This window comes from Pseudaeromonas sp. HNCC25DJ180, assembly GCF_055413345.1.
Genome location: NZ_JBVAYF010000001.1, coordinates 170271 through 184924, shown reverse-complemented (window position 1 = coordinate 184924; position 14654 = coordinate 170271). Strand labels below are relative to the sequence as shown.

Annotated in this window: 14 protein-coding genes; 6 read left to right on the top strand and 8 right to left on the bottom strand. The window is 59.5% G+C overall.

Going from position 1 to position 14654, the window contains the following annotated elements:
- Window positions 1-40: 40 nt before the first annotated feature.
- Complete coding sequence (gene srmB / locus ACZYTD_RS00820; RefSeq protein WP_463888458.1) at window positions 41-1396, bottom strand: ATP-dependent RNA helicase SrmB; 1356 nt, start codon at window positions 1394-1396, stop codon at window positions 41-43.
- A gap of 102 nt (window positions 1397-1498) precedes the next feature.
- Here srmB and ACZYTD_RS00815 point away from each other — a divergent pair, with 102 nt between their 5' ends.
- Both ACZYTD_RS00815 and brnQ read left to right on the top strand, forming a co-directional pair.
- Window positions 1499-2206: a tRNA1(Val) (adenine(37)-N6)-methyltransferase gene (locus tag ACZYTD_RS00815; protein WP_463887916.1), complete on the top strand. Its 708-nt coding sequence runs from the start codon at window positions 1499-1501 to the stop codon at window positions 2204-2206.
- 194 nt (window positions 2207-2400) lie between these two features.
- Window positions 2401-3693 carry a branched-chain amino acid transport system II carrier protein gene (gene brnQ, locus ACZYTD_RS00810; RefSeq protein WP_463888457.1) on the top strand — a complete coding sequence of 431 codons (1293 nt, stop codon included), beginning with the start codon at window positions 2401-2403 and terminating at the stop codon, window positions 3691-3693.
- A 141-nt stretch (window positions 3694-3834) separates the two neighbouring features.
- Here brnQ and ACZYTD_RS00805 read toward each other — a convergent pair whose 3' ends face one another.
- Both ACZYTD_RS00805 and fldB read right to left on the bottom strand, forming a co-directional pair.
- Window positions 3835-4260: a hypothetical protein gene (locus ACZYTD_RS00805; protein WP_463887914.1), complete on the bottom strand. Its 426-nt coding sequence runs from the start codon at window positions 4258-4260 to the stop codon at window positions 3835-3837.
- Between the two features lie 110 nt (window positions 4261-4370).
- Window positions 4371-4895, bottom strand: a complete 525-nt coding sequence (gene fldB, locus ACZYTD_RS00800) for a flavodoxin FldB (RefSeq protein ID WP_463887911.1) — start codon at window positions 4893-4895, stop codon at window positions 4371-4373.
- A 213-nt stretch (window positions 4896-5108) separates the two neighbouring features.
- Here fldB and xerD point away from each other — a divergent pair, with 213 nt between their 5' ends.
- Window positions 5109-5996 (top strand): site-specific tyrosine recombinase XerD, encoded by an 888-nt coding sequence (gene xerD, locus ACZYTD_RS00795; protein ID WP_463887909.1) that lies wholly within the window; start codon window positions 5109-5111, stop codon window positions 5994-5996.
- A 163-nt stretch (window positions 5997-6159) separates the two neighbouring features.
- Window positions 6160-6933 carry a substrate-binding periplasmic protein gene (locus tag ACZYTD_RS00790; protein WP_463887907.1) on the top strand — a complete coding sequence of 258 codons (774 nt, stop codon included), beginning with the start codon at window positions 6160-6162 and terminating at the stop codon, window positions 6931-6933.
- Between the two features lie 100 nt (window positions 6934-7033).
- Here the strand turns inward: ACZYTD_RS00790 and ACZYTD_RS00785 are convergent, their stop codons facing one another.
- Window positions 7034-7660: an HD domain-containing protein gene (locus ACZYTD_RS00785; protein ID WP_463887904.1), complete on the bottom strand. Its 627-nt coding sequence runs from the start codon at window positions 7658-7660 to the stop codon at window positions 7034-7036.
- A gap of 224 nt (window positions 7661-7884) precedes the next feature.
- Here ACZYTD_RS00785 and ACZYTD_RS00780 point away from each other — a divergent pair, with 224 nt between their 5' ends.
- Entirely contained in the window at window positions 7885-9270 is a 1386-nt protein-coding gene (locus tag ACZYTD_RS00780) for an MATE family efflux transporter (RefSeq protein WP_463887901.1), read from the top strand.
- 116 nt (window positions 9271-9386) lie between these two features.
- Here the strand turns inward: ACZYTD_RS00780 and ACZYTD_RS00775 are convergent, their stop codons facing one another.
- The 4 genes from ACZYTD_RS00775 to ACZYTD_RS00760 form a co-directional block, all read right to left on the bottom strand.
- On the bottom strand, window positions 9387-10154 hold the full coding sequence (locus ACZYTD_RS00775; RefSeq protein WP_463887899.1) for a hypothetical protein: 768 nt from the start codon (window positions 10152-10154) through the stop codon (window positions 9387-9389).
- 13 nt (window positions 10155-10167) lie between these two features.
- A complete protein-coding gene (locus ACZYTD_RS00770; protein WP_463887896.1) occupies window positions 10168-11127 on the bottom strand; it encodes a substrate-binding domain-containing protein in 960 nt (319 codons plus the stop codon).
- A 170-nt stretch (window positions 11128-11297) separates the two neighbouring features.
- Window positions 11298-11840 carry a hypothetical protein gene (locus ACZYTD_RS00765; protein ID WP_463887894.1) on the bottom strand — a complete coding sequence of 181 codons (543 nt, stop codon included), beginning with the start codon at window positions 11838-11840 and terminating at the stop codon, window positions 11298-11300.
- A gap of 34 nt (window positions 11841-11874) precedes the next feature.
- Window positions 11875-12678, bottom strand: coding sequence for a phospholipase C/P1 nuclease family protein (locus tag ACZYTD_RS00760; protein ID WP_463887892.1), 804 nt, complete (start codon window positions 12676-12678; stop codon window positions 11875-11877).
- 244 nt (window positions 12679-12922) lie between these two features.
- Here ACZYTD_RS00760 and recJ point away from each other — a divergent pair, with 244 nt between their 5' ends.
- The gene (gene recJ, locus ACZYTD_RS00755) at window positions 12923-14650 is read left to right on the top strand and encodes a single-stranded-DNA-specific exonuclease RecJ (protein ID WP_463887889.1); all 1728 of its coding nucleotides are present in this window, start codon (window positions 12923-12925) and stop codon (window positions 14648-14650) included.
- Window positions 14651-14654: the final 4 nt, after the last annotated feature.

Here is a 14654-nt window from a genome sequence, read left to right as displayed (position 1 = left end):
TGAGCCTAAGCTCACCCTTTTGTCACCTGGCCAGAGGGGCTCAGGCTTTGTCGCTGCCTTCGGGGGCTGACTTGGCAGCCTTGGCCTCTTTGGCCGCCTTCTTCTTGGCCCAGTCTGGCTTGCCCTTGTTCTTCTTGTCGCGCAGCCGCTCCTTCTTGCGTGGCTCTTCCACCACGTTTTCCTTACGCTTGTCGCGCTTTAACTCTTTCTTGGCGTCTGGCTTCTTCTTGCCACCGACCTTGGCGGTCTTGTGCTGGGGTCGCAGTTCGTCAATCACGCGACGGCGCAGCTCTTCGCCGGTATAGCGTTCGATGCGGGCCAGCATCGGCATGTCATGGGCCTCGATCAGGCTGACGGCCGTGCCACGTTTACCGGCGCGGCCGGTACGGCCAATGCGGTGGATATAGACATCGGCGGTGCGGGGCAGATCGAAGTTGATGACATGGCTGACATCCGGCAGATCGATCCCGCGGGCGGCCACATCGGTGGCGACCAGCACATTCACCTCTTCGGTGCGGAAGCGACGAATGGCCTCGCTGCGCTTCTCTTGCTCCATCTCGCCGCGGATCCAGGCGCAGTTAATGCCGCTGGCTTGTAGCTGGGCCGAGATCTCGGCCAGACGCTCCCGGGTCTTGACGAAGATGATGCTACGGGTGACCTCTTCGCTACGCAGTAGATTGCAGAGCAGGGCAAACTTGTGTTCCGGGGTGTCGGCCAGATACATCAGCTGCTGGATCTTGCGGCGTTCACTGCGGGGGGAGTCGGCATTGAGCTCCTCCGGATCCTTGAGCACCTCATTGGCAAACTTGACCAGGCCCGTTCCTTCCAGGGTGGCGGAGAAGAGCATGGTCTGCCGGCGCCAGCGGGCTTCGGCCACAATGCGGTCTACTTCACCGATGAAGCCCATGTCCAGCATGCGGTCGGCTTCGTCCAGGATCAGGATCTCGATGGCGCGGCTATCGAAGCTCTCCGCCTCTATGTACTCCATCAGTCGGCCTGGCGTGGCTATGATGATGTCGGTGGTTTCGGTCAGCGCGGAGAGCTGCTTCTCGTGTTCGACCCCACCAATGATGGTTTCAATGACCAGATGGGTGTGAGCGGCCAGGGCGCGGGCATGCTCGGTGATCTGCAACGCCAGTTCACGAGTCGGCGCCAGGATCAGCACCCGGGCTGAACCGGCACGGCGGCGAGGGAAGTCCAGCAGATGCTGCATGGTGGGCAGCAAGAAGGCGGCTGTCTTTCCGGTACCGGTAGGGGCCGAGGCCAAGATGTCCCGTCCGTCCATGGCGACCGGGATCACCTGTTGCTGGATGGTGGTGGGTCGGGTGAAGCCTTGCTCGGCGACGGCACGCAGCAGGGAGGGATCAAGGTCAAGGGCGTCGAAAGACATGGTGATACTCGTTTACTCATTCAGGCCGGACATTATAGGGCAGTAGCGTGATAAAATCCGCCTCTTGCGGCAGATGCCGGGTAAAAAAACGAGGAGCGATAGCGCAAAATGGCCGGGGACTCTTTCACCTTCAAACAATTTGTCGTGCGTCAGGAGCGGTGTGCCATGAAGGTGGGGACCGATGGTGTGGCGTTGGGGGCCTGGGCGCCGGTGGCTGAGGTTCGTCGCATCCTGGATATTGGCACCGGCACCGGACTCATTGCCCTGATGCTGGCTCAACGCACCCGTGCCCCTTGCCAAATCGTCGCGGTGGAGTTGGATGATGCCGCTGCCGCGCAGGCAGCTGAAAATGTTGCCGATTCCCCCTGGGCTGAACGGATCACTGTGGTGACTGGGGCGTTACAGCAGTTGGTGTCCCCCCCCTTTGACCTCATTGTCTCCAACCCTCCCTACTTTCCCCATGGCCAGTCATTTGCCTCGGCAACGCGCCAGCAGGCTCGCCATACCTCAACGCTGGACCATCACTCGCTCCTGGCGCATGCCCTCCGGCTATTGGCTCCGGGTGGGCGCATTGCCCTGGTGTTGCCTGTGCTTCAGGCTCAGCAGTTGATTGTGCTGGCAGAACAAATGGGGCTCTTCTTGCAGCAATGCCAGCGATTAATTCCGGTGGCTGGCAAAGTTCCAAATCGCTTTTTATTGCTGCTCTCTAGGGATAAAAACCAGGCAATAGTGAGTGACCTTGTGTTATCAACTGACGGGAAACAATATTCCGATATATATGGCGATATGGTTCGGGACTTCTATCTGAAGCTATAAGCAGATCCTTGCCGAAAAATATTATTGCTTTATCCTCCCTCTCTTATTTGCGACGCTGGGCATCAGGTGATCCTGCTGCATCGGCTACCACGGATGGTTGTTCGCGCTGGTGGTGTCCTATCGCCACAGACTATCGATTTCCCCTGGTTTTAGCTGATGTAGAGTTGGAGTTCGCTGTGAGTCATACCATGAAAATGGCCGATGTAATCGGTCTGGGCTTTATGACCTTCGCCTTCTTTTTGGGTGCGGGTAACATCATTTTTCCGCCTATGGCGGGCTTTCTGGCTGGTGAGCAGATGAGCTGGGCCATGCTCGGGTTTCTGGTGACCGGTGTCGGCTTGCCACTGGCCACTATACTGGCGGTGGCCCGAGCCGGGGGCGGCCTGTTGACCATGACGAAACTGCTGCCAGCTGGCGTCGGCACTGCGATTGCCATCGCGGCTTATCTCATCATAGGTCCGGCCTTTGCTACCCCACGTACGGGCCTGGTGGCCTATGAGATGGGGCTCAAACCTTTCCTGGGTCAACAGGCGGGCCCGGCTAGCCTGGTGCTGTTTAGCGTGGGCTATTTTGGCCTCTCCTTGTGGCTCTCCTTGACTCCGGGGCGCTTGCTGGATGCCATAGGTAAGGTGCTGACTCCTGTGCTAGTCCTGCTCTTGTTGGTGTTGGCGGTAGCCGTTTTGGTAGCGCCTCAGGGTGTCGTGCCCGCGGCCAGTGGTGACTATTTGGTCAACCCCGGCGTTAAGGGACTACTGGAGGGGTATAACACCATGGATACCTTTGGCGCCCTGATGTTTGGCATGCTGATCATCGATGTGCTCAAGGAGAAGGGGGTATCCGATCCGGTATTGCAGACGCGGTATCTGGTGCGCGCCGGTCTGATTGCCGCCGCCGGGCTCTGTTTGGTCTATGTATCGCTGTTTCAGTTGGGGGCGAGTTCCGGTGGCTTAGTGGCCACGCCTAACAATGGGGGTGAGATAGTCTCCGTCTATGTCGCTCACCTGTTTGGTCCGGCTGGCCAGTTGGTCCTGGCGGGCATAGTCTCCCTGGCCTGTTTGACTACGGCTGTGGGGTTGACTTCGGCTTGTGCTGACTTCTTTCATACCCTGTGGCCACGGTTTAGTTACCGCGCCTTGGTGATAGTCATGAGCCTGCTCTGTACCCTGATTGCCAATGTGGGTCTCTCGGCGCTCATCACGCTCTCCGTCCCTGTGCTGGTGGCCATTTATCCGGTGGCGGTCGCCCTAGTGGTGATGACCTTCCTCAAGGAGCGCTTTGCCCATCCGGCACTGGCATTCCGCTTGGTGCTGCTGGTCTCCCTGCTGTTTGGTGCTCTCGATGGCCTCAAGAGCGCAGGGTTTGATCTCTCCCTGTTCCACGGCTTGCCGCTGTTTGAACTGGGGCTGGCCTGGCTGTTGCCAACGCTGTGTGCCATGGGGCTCTGCCTCTTGCTGCGAGGCCCACAACTGAGCGTGGTAAATGAGTAAAGCTCTTCGCGCTTAGAAATCACTGAGTCTCAAGGGGCGGCGCTGACGCCCCTTGGTTTATCTGTGCTCTGATGTCCAGATGAAAAAACACCTCCGCGGGGGAGGTGTCGTTCAAGCCATGCCATCGGTAGTTGTGGCGGCTTATACCGTGGTGGAGACGTAGAGGCCCTGGCTCATGCTGTTCCCCGTCATCTCATCAAGCCGTTTTTGCAGCGGAGAGCTGACAAGCTGTTGCGCGGTTTGTAACTGCTGAGCTTTTTGCTGCTGTTGATAGAGTTCAAGTGTGTAGCCGGAGCGATTATTGGTTTCCACCGAGCTCTCGGAAGACTCCTTGCTGGCATTCACATAGCTCTCGACCACCTGCTTCTGGTTGTTAACCTCCGCCACGCCAACTGCGGCGCTACGCTTGGCCGTCTGTTGCTCTGCTTGCTGGGCTTGGCGAGCATCCTGTGCTTCTAGCGCAGCATTTTGCACCCCGTTCTTCTGTTCAGGGGTGAGGGCTGGTTTAGCTGGTAAGGTGCTGATGCCATAGCCTGCGCTGGGTAGCGACGAACCGCCAATGATCATAATCTCCTCCTCAAACTGCACTAAGCTGTCTGTTTTTTGTTCATCTAACTCTAAGTCTATGCCGGGAATCTGCTGGGGTAAAGGTCAGAACAGGTTATTCTTCATCCCATTCAGCCCTGATTCAGCGAGGCCAGCTCTTCGAGCAGCTGGGGCAACCAGCGGGCCAGACGCTCATCCGTCAGGTCATATTGATTGGTCTCATCCAGGGCCAGCCCGACGAAGTAACGCCCCTCGTCCACCAAGGCTTTGGAAGCCTCGAATTCATACCCCTCGTTGGGCCAGTAGCCCACCAGTTGGCACCCCTGGGTCAGCAGCTTGTCATGCAGCAAGCCCATGGCGTCCAGGAACCATTCGCCGTAGCCGGCCTGATCACCCAAGCCGAACAGTGCCACCCCCTTGCCTTGCAGATCCAGTTCCGCTATGGCATCCCAACTTTGCAACCAATCCTCCTGGATTTCACCAAAGTCCCAGGTGGAGATCCCGAGCAGCAGCAGCGGGTAGTGCTCCATCTCTTTGATGGGGGTGGTTTTAAGATTGTGCAGAGTGACCAGGTCACTGCCGAGCAGGGCCTGGATCTTCTCGGCGACGATTTCGGTGTAACAGGTGCTGGAGCCATAAAAGAGGCCGATCTTCATGCTGATTACCACGCGGTTGAACCTGCCGGGTATGCTAGCAAAACTTAGGGAGTGAAACGATCTGGATAACAGGGGCAGTGGTGCTCCGCACTGCTGCCTAGTTCATGGTGTGGCTATTCCCGTGCTCTGCCCCGGGGCTTTGCCAATATTTTGCGCCTTTACTCCGGGCCTGTGTAAGATGGGCCCAGTTCGCAAGGTGGGTGGCCGGGAGGCATGATGCATACGCTAGTGGAACAATTTCTCGATGCACTCTGGCTGGAGCGGGGGCTGGCGGAGCAGACCCTGGCGGCGTACCGCAGCGATCTGAAACAACTGGAGAGCTGGCTGGATGAGCGGGGTTACTCCCTGCTGACGCTGCAAGCGGCCGTACTTCATGACTACTTGGCCTGGCGTCTGGATCTGGGCTTCAAGGCCACCTCTACCGCGCGCCTGCTCTCGGCTCTGCGCCGCTTCTATCAATATCTTATTCGTGAACAACTAAGAGAGGATGACCCCACCGCCTTGCTGTTGGGCCCCAAGCTGCCCCAGCGCCTGCCCAAGGATCTGAGCGAGGCTCAGGTGGAGGCCCTGCTGCAGGAGCCTAACCCCGAGGAGCCACTGGAGTTGCGGGATAAGGCGATGCTGGAGCTGCTCTACGCCAGCGGCCTGCGGGTCTCGGAACTGGTGGGGCTCACCATGGAGAATATCAGCCTGCGGCAGGGGGTGGTGCGGGTGGTGGGCAAGGGTAACAAGGAGCGGCTGGTGCCGCTGGGGGAGGAGGCCATGCACTGGATTGCCTGCTTTTTACGGGAGGGGCGCGGCGCCCTGCTGGGTACCTGCTCCTCGGATGTGCTGTTCCCCTCCAACCGCGCCCAGCAGATGACGCGGCAGACCTTCTGGCATCGCATCAAACTCTATGCCGAGCGGGCGGGTATAGGCGTCGAGCTCTCACCCCATACCCTGCGTCACGCCTTTGCCACCCATCTGCTCAATCACGGTGCCGATCTGCGGGTGGTGCAGATGCTGCTGGGCCATGCGGATCTCTCCACCACCCAGATCTACACCCATGTGGCGCGCGAACGCCTTAACGCCCTGCATGAGGAGTTCCACCCTCGGGCATAAAACCGGCACCCTATTGCGCTGCCAAGTAGCGCGCCTTCTATACTTACTGCAGCTGCTTGGCGCATATCCTTGAGGTGGAGCACTGCCTGAGCCATCCGTAACGCGGAGCCAGAGTGACTGGCTATGCGCTTTTGCTATTTCACTGGACGGAGGAACCGATAACATGGCCAATATGCCGTCCAGAGTGTACCGGATGCTACTGTGTGTTCTCGTAGTATGCGGTTGCTTGCACAACGGCTCGCGTGCCGCCCCATTAGAGCCGATCACCCTCCTCACCGAAGAGTGGCCTCCCTATAACTACAGTGAGGCGTCGCAGCTAAAGGGGGTGTCGGTTGACATAGTCACCGCGCTTCTCAGCGAGTTAGGAAGAGAGGACCCTATTCAGGTACTGCCTAGCGCCCGCGCCAGAAAGATGCTGGATAACAATAAAAGAACCATGATGTTCTCTTTTTTCCGGACGAAGGAGCGGGAGCATCACTATAAATGGATAGGGCCAATTGGCAGGGATGCCATCTATTTTTACAAGAAGAAAGGCAGCCCGCTGGTCATCAACACCTTAGAGGATGCTAAAAAGGTCTCTACCATTGCCTGCCGGCAAACCGGACTTGTCTCCACCATTTTGAAAGAGGCCGGTTTCAAAAATTTAGACACATCCGCGTACAACTCTGAACAGATATACCGCAAACTGCTGCTGGGCCGATGCGAGCTGGCCATCAGCGACTCCCCCCTTGGCGTGACATATCTGCTGAAAAAAATCGGCCTGCCCAGTGATGCCCTGGTTCAAACCAATCTCAAGGTCGTTGAATCAGATCTCTATATTGCCTGCTCAAGAGATATTCCCGATGCCGAAATCGCCTTGTGGCAAAGGGCCCTGGAGCGGATAAAGCAAAACGGGCTCTTTGAGCGCATCGTCAGCGGCGCTAAAGCAACCTATTAACGACGCGCCGTGACTCAGCTCGCCGCATCCTGCCGCTGTGACCGCCTACTTGCTTGGCTGGGTGTTCTAGTGGTTTATGGCGTGGCTCGGAGTGGCGCCATTACAGGGGGCCATCTCCAGCTTCGGCCTGCACGGCCAAGAGGAAGTGCTGCAACAGGGCGAGGCGTGGCTCGGCGGCTTGACGTGCCGCCTGGCTGTGCAACTTGCCCACCAGAGTAGCGGCCCGCGCTATGACAGGTATCACATCGGCAAAGGTGGCGTAGCGGGTGTCTCGCCCTATCTTGCAGATGGCCCGTAACAGGCCTATGGCCCCTAATTGCTCCAGCAGATCCGCATCGTGCAGCAAGAGCGCCTCTGGGCTGCTGGGTTGGGCGTGTGGCAGGTGTTCGGCTATGGCGGCCAGAACCGCCGGGATCTTCTGCTCGGGAAAGCCCCAACCCGCCAGCAACGCAGGAGCCTGGGCCAGCACGTAAGCCAGATTGTCCCACTGCGCCAGCGCCTCCGGCGCTTCGGGTCTGTGGCCGATGAAGACCCCCAAATCATGGAGCCAGCAGGCGGCGTAGAGGATGTCGTCATCCAGCGCTATGCCAGCCAACTCGGGGGTGGTCGCCAGTTGGCAGGCCTGGGTATAGAGGCGCGGCTGGTGGGAGTATTTATCGACAGGCTTGGCCTGGGCGCGGATGTAGTCGGCCAAGGCGCGGCGCCAAGAGGGGGTCTGACTGGGCATTGCAGGCTCCGGATAGAGGGGGTAAGCCCTACCCTAGCATGTTGTCATCATCCAGACACGTCGCTCAGGTGTGATGGCGCTGAGTCAAGGTGGTGGGATTCATTGGAATATTTTAAGCTGAAGGGCAGGAGCATAGGCCTGGTGACAGGGCGCTGACCACAGCCGGTGCCGCGCCACGCCACGCACCTCCAAAAGAGAGTAAGGAAGCGAAGAGGGAAACGAGCATGTTTAAGGATAAACAGTTTAACGCCGATCTGTTGCGTATCGCCCTGCCCATTACATTACAGAGCGTCATCATGTCGCTGCTGAGCATGACGGATCAGCTGATGGTGGGGCAGTTGGGGGAGGTGGCCATCGCCGCCGTGGGGATAAGCGCCAAGCTGACCTCTATCGTCTCAGTGGTGCTGGCGGGCTTGGCCACAGGGATCTCCATCTACTGCGCCCAGTATTGGGGGCAGGGGGATAAGTTGCGTATCCGGCAGCTGCTGGGGTTCGGCCTGGGGTTGGGTTTGTTGTTTGCCGGAGCGCTGGCGTTGGGTGTCGGCTTTTTTCCGCAGCAGGCCATGTCGCCTTTTACCACGGATCCCAGGGTACTGAGCGAAGGGGCTATCTTTGTCCAACTGCTGGCCATCAGTTATCTACCAAGCATGTTCACCATGATCTACTCCGCAGTGTTGCGCAGTACCGGCAACGTCAAGTTACCCATGTATGCCAGCAGCAGTGCCGTGGTCATCAATGTGTTGCTCAACTACCTGCTGATCTTCGGTCACTTCGGTTGCCCCAAGCTGGGCTTGATGGGGGCGGCCATCGCAACTGGCCTCTCCCGGGTTATCGAGCTGCTCATCCTCCTGGTGGTCGCCTATTGGCAACGGCATGTGGTGGCCGTGACCCATCTTGGCCAATTGTGGGGCATGGAGCCAGGGCAGCTGCGGCGCTTTGGGGTTACGGCGCTGCCCATAGTGCTGACGGAGCTGCTGTGGGTGCTGGGGGAGAGTGGTTATGCCGTGGTGTATGGCCGCATGGGCACGGAGGATATCGCCGCCATGACCATGACGTATCCGCTACAGGGGCTCGCCATCGGCCTGCTCTCCGGTCTGGCGGGGGCGGCTGCCGTGCTGGTGGGTAACCGTCTGGGGGCGGGCAATTTCGCCGGAGCCATCGACTATGCCCACAAGCTGATCCGCATCGGCATAGGGTTGGCCCTGCTGGTAGGCGGGGTGGTCGCCTGGCTTGCCCCCCATTACGTGGCTCTCTACCACACCTCGGCCCGGGTTCAGCACTTGGGGCAACTGTGTGTGCTGGTGTTCTGTGCGTTTCTCTGGGTCAAGGTGGCCAACATGATAGTGGCCGGTGGGGTGCTGAACAGCGGGGGTGACAGCAAGTTTGTCTTTGCCATGGAGTCCCTGGCCACCTGGCTTATCGGTGTGCCTTCGGGGTTTCTCATGGCCTTCTATTTCGAACTGCCCATCTACTGGGTCTATCTGGTGCTCTCGTTGGAGGAGTTGGTGCGTCTGGGGGGGGGTTATGCCCGGGTGCGATCCAGAAAATGGGTGCGCAACCTGGTGGATGAGGAGCAAACCGGGCGCGAAGCGGGATGGGCTGGGGCGTGACGAGACGCGCAGGCGGATAAGCATCGCCTTGGGGTGGCTCCGGGGGACGGACTTAGCCACTGAGCGGTGGCAGGGGCTTGCCGTATCGCCTCGATTTCTTGGCACCTCTTGTTTGACTAATGGGGGATCCCCCATTCCCGGCGCACCTCGTCATAGACAGGGCTCAGACCGTAGTGTTGCCAGATGTTGGCCACCGAATCGGCAAAGACTCCATCATGCATGGCTTGACGCAAGGCGTTGAGTTCTGTCACCGGCAATTGGGGATGACAGGCCAGCCAACGCTCGACTCGAGCCAAAATCATCACGCGCTCAATCTTGGGCCCGGTTTGGCTCGATAGCACCAATTCAGGAAGTACATCCGTGACCAGTAATTCGAAACGCCCCGCCTGTAACATGGCAATCCCCTTCGCGGTTTTGGCGAGTGGTTCGTAGTGGATGGCGGCATTGTCGAGCAGTTCATTGAGTTCGGACACATCCATGGCGCCCACTCGATAATTGCGTAGCGCCTCGATGTTATAGAGCTTGCCCACCTCCCCACGACGGGCATAGACAGCCAGGGTGATGGGGGCCACTCGCGCCACGTAACTCAGGGTTTCTGCCTCGCCGGGGGCAAAATAGACCGCCAGACCACAGCTATTTTGCTGTGTGGCGATCAGCTTCATCACGCGTTTTATCGGCATCGGCTGATAATGGACTCGAATGCCCTGATCCGCAGCCAGTTGGGTGAAGGCCTCTATGTAAGGGCCGTTCAGCTGCCCCCCTTCATGCTGGATGAAAGGGGGATAGGCATCGGCGTAAATAGTCAATTCCATAGGGGCAGGGGTGGCCGGCAGCGCCGTGTTCCACCAGGTAAGTGCCCAGATAGCTAACCATCTTATCTTCACGCGCCGACTCCTCTTAATGTCGGGTCACCAGTTTCACGGGCGTCTGCACTATGCCGGGCAGATCGGCTTGACTACTCTTCACTGCCAGGGCATTCAGCACCAGGTCGAGCGCATATTGGGCCTGCTTACCGGGAAACTGATCGGCGGTGGCCAGCACCCGGCCATCGGCTATATAGGGGCGAATGGCGGGAATATAATCATAACCCGCGATCAACACCTTGCCCTGCTTGCCCGCTTCTGCCACGGCTTGGGCGGCCCCGATCGCCATGTTGTCATTGCCGCACAGCAAGGCCCTGACCTCAGGTTCGGCCTGGAGCAGCTCAGCCGCTGCCGCCTGTCCCTGCGCCCTCTCCCAGTAGCCGGAGCGGATCCCGGCAATCTGCATGTTGGCGGCCCGTAAGGCGGCGCGGAAACCATCGCTGCGGGCGCGCGCATTGATGGAACCGGGGGCGCCCTCAATCAACCCCACTTTGCTGCCGGGCGGCAAGGCTTGCACCACAAAACTGCCAACGCTGCGTGCCCCGGCGAAGTTGCTGGGGCCGACAAAGGGAATATTGACCCCCTCGAGCACTAGCGCTCTATCATCCAGTTTGTTGTCCAGATTGATGACCAGGATGCCGGCAGCCAACGCTTTCATCAGCACAGGTAGCATGGCTACCGAATCGGTCGGTACCACTATCAGGGCATCGACCTTCTGCGCTATCAGTCGCTTGATGATATTTTCCTGTCCGGTGACATCTATCTCGGCCTGCACACCTTCGAGCTGCAGGTGTAATTGCCCTGGGTGCTTGACGGCATACTCCTGCGCGCCGGAGAGCATCTGTTGGAAAAACTCGTTATGTATCGACTTCACCACCAGGGCTACCGTTGGTGCGGGTTCGGGTGCGGGTGCCGCGGAGCCACTGGCTGTCAGCAGCCAAGCCAATAAGCCAGCGCAGAACAGTCGGCATAGCTCTTGTCGCCCTCTACTCATCACGCCTCCTTCGACCGCTGCTGATGCTGGATATCAAGCGCCCCGCTCTACTGTGTAAGTGTATGTCAAGGGCGGGGCAGGCGTGGGGTTCATGCATGATGGCGGGCTAATTTGTGGAGAAAAAGTGGCTATCTCGCCAGCTCGCCGCGCCATAACCGGGTTATTCCCCGTTAGCGCTTGTGCGTCAACCCATGCTGGATCACACCGCGTCCGGCCAGGTGTTTGACGCAAAAGTAATAGAGCTTTCTTAGCTTGAAGTCGCCCAACATCTGCAAGAAGAGCCGATCGATCTGCTCCTTGCTGACCGGTACTGAATCCAGATATTGGTAGAGCACATCGTGGACCAGGGAGGCGTAATAGGTGTAGGGCTTCATGGTTCTGTGGTCAATATGGCCATCAGGGGTGCCTATCACCCACAGGTTGAACAGACTCCACTTGGGCGTGCAGCCATCCCAGACATAGCGAGCCTGATGTTCCCACTCAGTACACTCGGGCTGACAGGGGCATGGCTTCGGGGGGGATGGGCTCTCATCGCCGCAGGAGTTGGGGAGGGCGCGGACCGTGATGGTGCCGCTTGGAGAGATCTCCAGCCACCTTGAGTAAAAAGGGTGTGCCAGCTGCCAGCCCGACTCGTAGCTGAAGTCCCGCTCCAGCTTGAAGAGGTAGGTGCTGCCATCAGGCTTGGTGGCTCTGGGTTGTGGACACGCAGCCATCTATACCTCCTGTTTGGCGGCTTTGGTTGGGCGCTCAGACCATGGGATAGGTGGCCATCAGCATCTCCATGCCTTGGCGGGAGACAGAGACGGCGCGCTGGTAGAGGGCCTCGGTGAGGCGGCGGTATTCACCCTCGGGGATGAGATAGTGGTTGCCGCCGACTGTGATCTGTTGCTCGCCCCAGCGCTTGCCCAGGGGGCCGTATTGAACAAACCCCTTCTCGCTGACGGCTTCACTGGTGCCATGACGCGGCCAAAAGGTTGACAGGGGGAGGGTGATGGCCTGGCCATTCTTCTGCACCTTGAGGCCGTGGGCCAGATCGGCAATATAGGCCAGGGTACTTTCGGCGGCGGCGCGATAGAGGCCGGAAAGTTCATGGCAGGGTAGGGCGGGCAGTGGTGCCAGTGCCGCCTCGACGCTGGGCAGATAGAGATCCATCTGCTCCTCGAAGGGGTCGGGCTGACCCGGGCCATGATAGATGGGGACGGCATGAGGCGGGCAGCACATATCCTGCAGATGGTGCAGTATGCGACCCAGCGTGGTGGCGTAGTGCAGATTGGACTCAGGCCGCTCCAACTGTTTCTCCAGTTGGCTGAGCCGGATCTCCGAGGTTTGGTGGATTAGGTGCAGCTCGGGGAAATCCTCGTTGGATCGATAGAAGTGCCAATGGGAGAGCCGTTGCCACAGGGGCCACCAATCTTCCAACCCGGCGGCATCCAGTATGGCCTGACGATAACGAGTGAGGCGCTGCAGGCTGTGTTGCACCGGCAAAGAGGGCGCCTGGCTTAACTGCAAGAGGGCGGCCTGGGTGATCAGGCGATGGGTACTGGCTTTCATGCAATTTTCTCATCGGATTCTTGCCTGCAGCATCCACTATCCGGGGCCGTTTGTCTGCGAGCTTTGGCTAATTCCCCTCTTTTTTCTGCTCAGGCTCTGCCAGGAGAGTACCCCTTGGCTCCGAGCCGTGGCCAAGAGCGTGTCAGCCCGGCTTGTGGGTTGCCATGGCGCACGCTTCGGGCTAAGGTCTGGCCAGCCGAGCTGCCTCGTGCGACCCCCGAGCCATCACCCTGAGTAAGAGATCATGAATCTGACAATCCAACGCCGCCCTCTGGTGGATGATGCCCATCTGCCTGCCGAACTTTCCCCCCGTCTGCGCCAGATCTATGCCAGCCGTGGGGTGCGTTCTGCCGCCGAGTTGGATAAGGGCACCCAGGCGCTGTTGCCCCCCTCTGGCCTCAAGGGAATGGCTGAGGCGCTGGCGTTGCTGGAGCATGCCCTGCGCCAGCAGCAGCGGATCCTGATAGTCGGCGACTTCGATGCCGATGGCGCCACCAGCTCGGCCTTGTGTGTGCTGGCCCTGCGGGCCATGGGGTGTCGGCAGGTGGATTTTCTGGTGCCTAACCGATTTGAATATGGCTATGGCCTCACACCGGAAATCGTGACCTTGGCCATAGCCCGTGGCACGCAGTTGCTCATCACGGTGGACAATGGCATCTCCAGCCTGGCCGGGGTGGCGGCGGCCAAGGCGGCGGGCATGGCGGTGCTGGTCACCGACCACCACCTGCCGGGTGCCGAGCTGCCGGCTGCCGATGCCATCATCAACCCCAACCAGAGCGACTGTGGTTTTGGCTCCGGCAATCTGGCCGGGGTGGGGGTGGCTTTCTATCTGATGGCGGCGTTGCGCTCCCATCTGCAGCAAATCGGTTGGTTCGCCGAGCAGCAGCGGGTGGCCCCCAATGTGGCGGATTATCTGGATCTGGTGGCCTTGGGGACGGTCGCCGATGTGGTGGCGCTGGATGCCAACAACCGCATCCTGGTTCATCAGGGGTTGCAGCGCATCCGGGCGGGTAAGTGCCGCCCTGGCATCCAGGCCCTGTGCGAGGTGGCCAAGCGCGAGCCGCAGCAGTTGACGGCTACCGATCTGGGCTTTTTTCTGGGGCCGCGGCTCAATGCGGTCGGGCGCTTGGATGACATGTCTCTGGGGGTGGCTTGCCTCTTGTGTGACGATCCTAATCTGGCGCGGCAGCTGGCCAGCCAGATGGATAGCCTGAACCAGGAGCGCAAGGAGATAGAGCAGGGGATGCAGAGCGAGGCCTTGAATGGCCTGGAGAGTCTATTGGATACGGGGGCCGAACTGCCGGCCGGTATCGTGCTCTATCGCCCGGACTGGCATCAGGGGGTGGTGGGGCTGGTGGCCTCTCGCATCAAGGAGCGCTTTTACCGTCCGGTATTTGCCTTTGCCGAAGCCAGTGAGCAGGAGCTCAAGGGCTCAGGGCGTTCCATTCCGGGGTTGCATCTGCGTGATGCCCTGGAACGGCTCGACTCCCTGCATCCAGGGCTTATCACTAAATTTGGTGGTCACGCCATGGCGGCGGGGCTCACCCTGCCCAAGGCGCGCATTGCCGAGTTTGAACAGCACTTCGCCACCCTGGTGGCCGAGTGGTTGAGCCCGGATCAGCTCACCGGCTGTTGGCTCTCCGATGGCGAGCTGGCCCCCGATGAACTGACTCTGGCGTTGGCCGAGCAGTTGCGTCTGGCGGGGCCCTGGGGTCAGGCGTTCCCCGAACCCGGTTTCGATGGTCGTTTTCGTCTGCTTACCCAGCGGCTGGTGGGGGGCAAGCACCTGAAGATGCAGCTACGCCCCGAGGCCGGAGGGCCCGAGCTGGATGCCATCGCCTTCAATGTGGATCTGGATCTCTGGCCCAATGGCTCCATCCAGTGGGTGGAGTTGGCCTATCGGTTGGATATTAATGAGTGGCGGGGCAATCGCAGCGTGCAGTTGCTGGTGAGTCTGCTGCGTCCACTGTGATACC

Coding starts and splice junctions, on each gene's coding strand:
- ACZYTD_RS00815 (WP_463887916.1), top strand. CDS start 1,499: ATGGCCGGGGACTCTTTCACCTTCAAACAATTTGTCGTGCGTCAGGAG.
- brnQ (WP_463888457.1), top strand. CDS start 2,401: ATGGCCGATGTAATCGGTCTGGGCTTTATGACCTTCGCCTTCTTTTTG.
- ACZYTD_RS00805 (WP_463887914.1), bottom strand. CDS start 4,260: ATGATCATTGGCGGTTCGTCGCTACCCAGCGCAGGCTATGGCATCAGC.
- fldB (WP_463887911.1), bottom strand. CDS start 4,895: ATGAAGATCGGCCTCTTTTATGGCTCCAGCACCTGTTACACCGAAATC.
- xerD (WP_463887909.1), top strand. CDS start 5,109: ATGATGCATACGCTAGTGGAACAATTTCTCGATGCACTCTGGCTGGAG.
- ACZYTD_RS00790 (WP_463887907.1), top strand. CDS start 6,160: ATGGCCAATATGCCGTCCAGAGTGTACCGGATGCTACTGTGTGTTCTC.
- ACZYTD_RS00785 (WP_463887904.1), bottom strand. CDS start 7,660: ATGCCCAGTCAGACCCCCTCTTGGCGCCGCGCCTTGGCCGACTACATC.
- ACZYTD_RS00780 (WP_463887901.1), top strand. CDS start 7,885: ATGTTTAAGGATAAACAGTTTAACGCCGATCTGTTGCGTATCGCCCTG.
- ACZYTD_RS00770 (WP_463887896.1), bottom strand. CDS start 11,127: ATGAGTAGAGGGCGACAAGAGCTATGCCGACTGTTCTGCGCTGGCTTA.
- ACZYTD_RS00765 (WP_463887894.1), bottom strand. CDS start 11,840: ATGGCTGCGTGTCCACAACCCAGAGCCACCAAGCCTGATGGCAGCACC.
- ACZYTD_RS00760 (WP_463887892.1), bottom strand. CDS start 12,678: ATGAAAGCCAGTACCCATCGCCTGATCACCCAGGCCGCCCTCTTGCAG.
- recJ (WP_463887889.1), top strand. CDS start 12,923: ATGAATCTGACAATCCAACGCCGCCCTCTGGTGGATGATGCCCATCTG.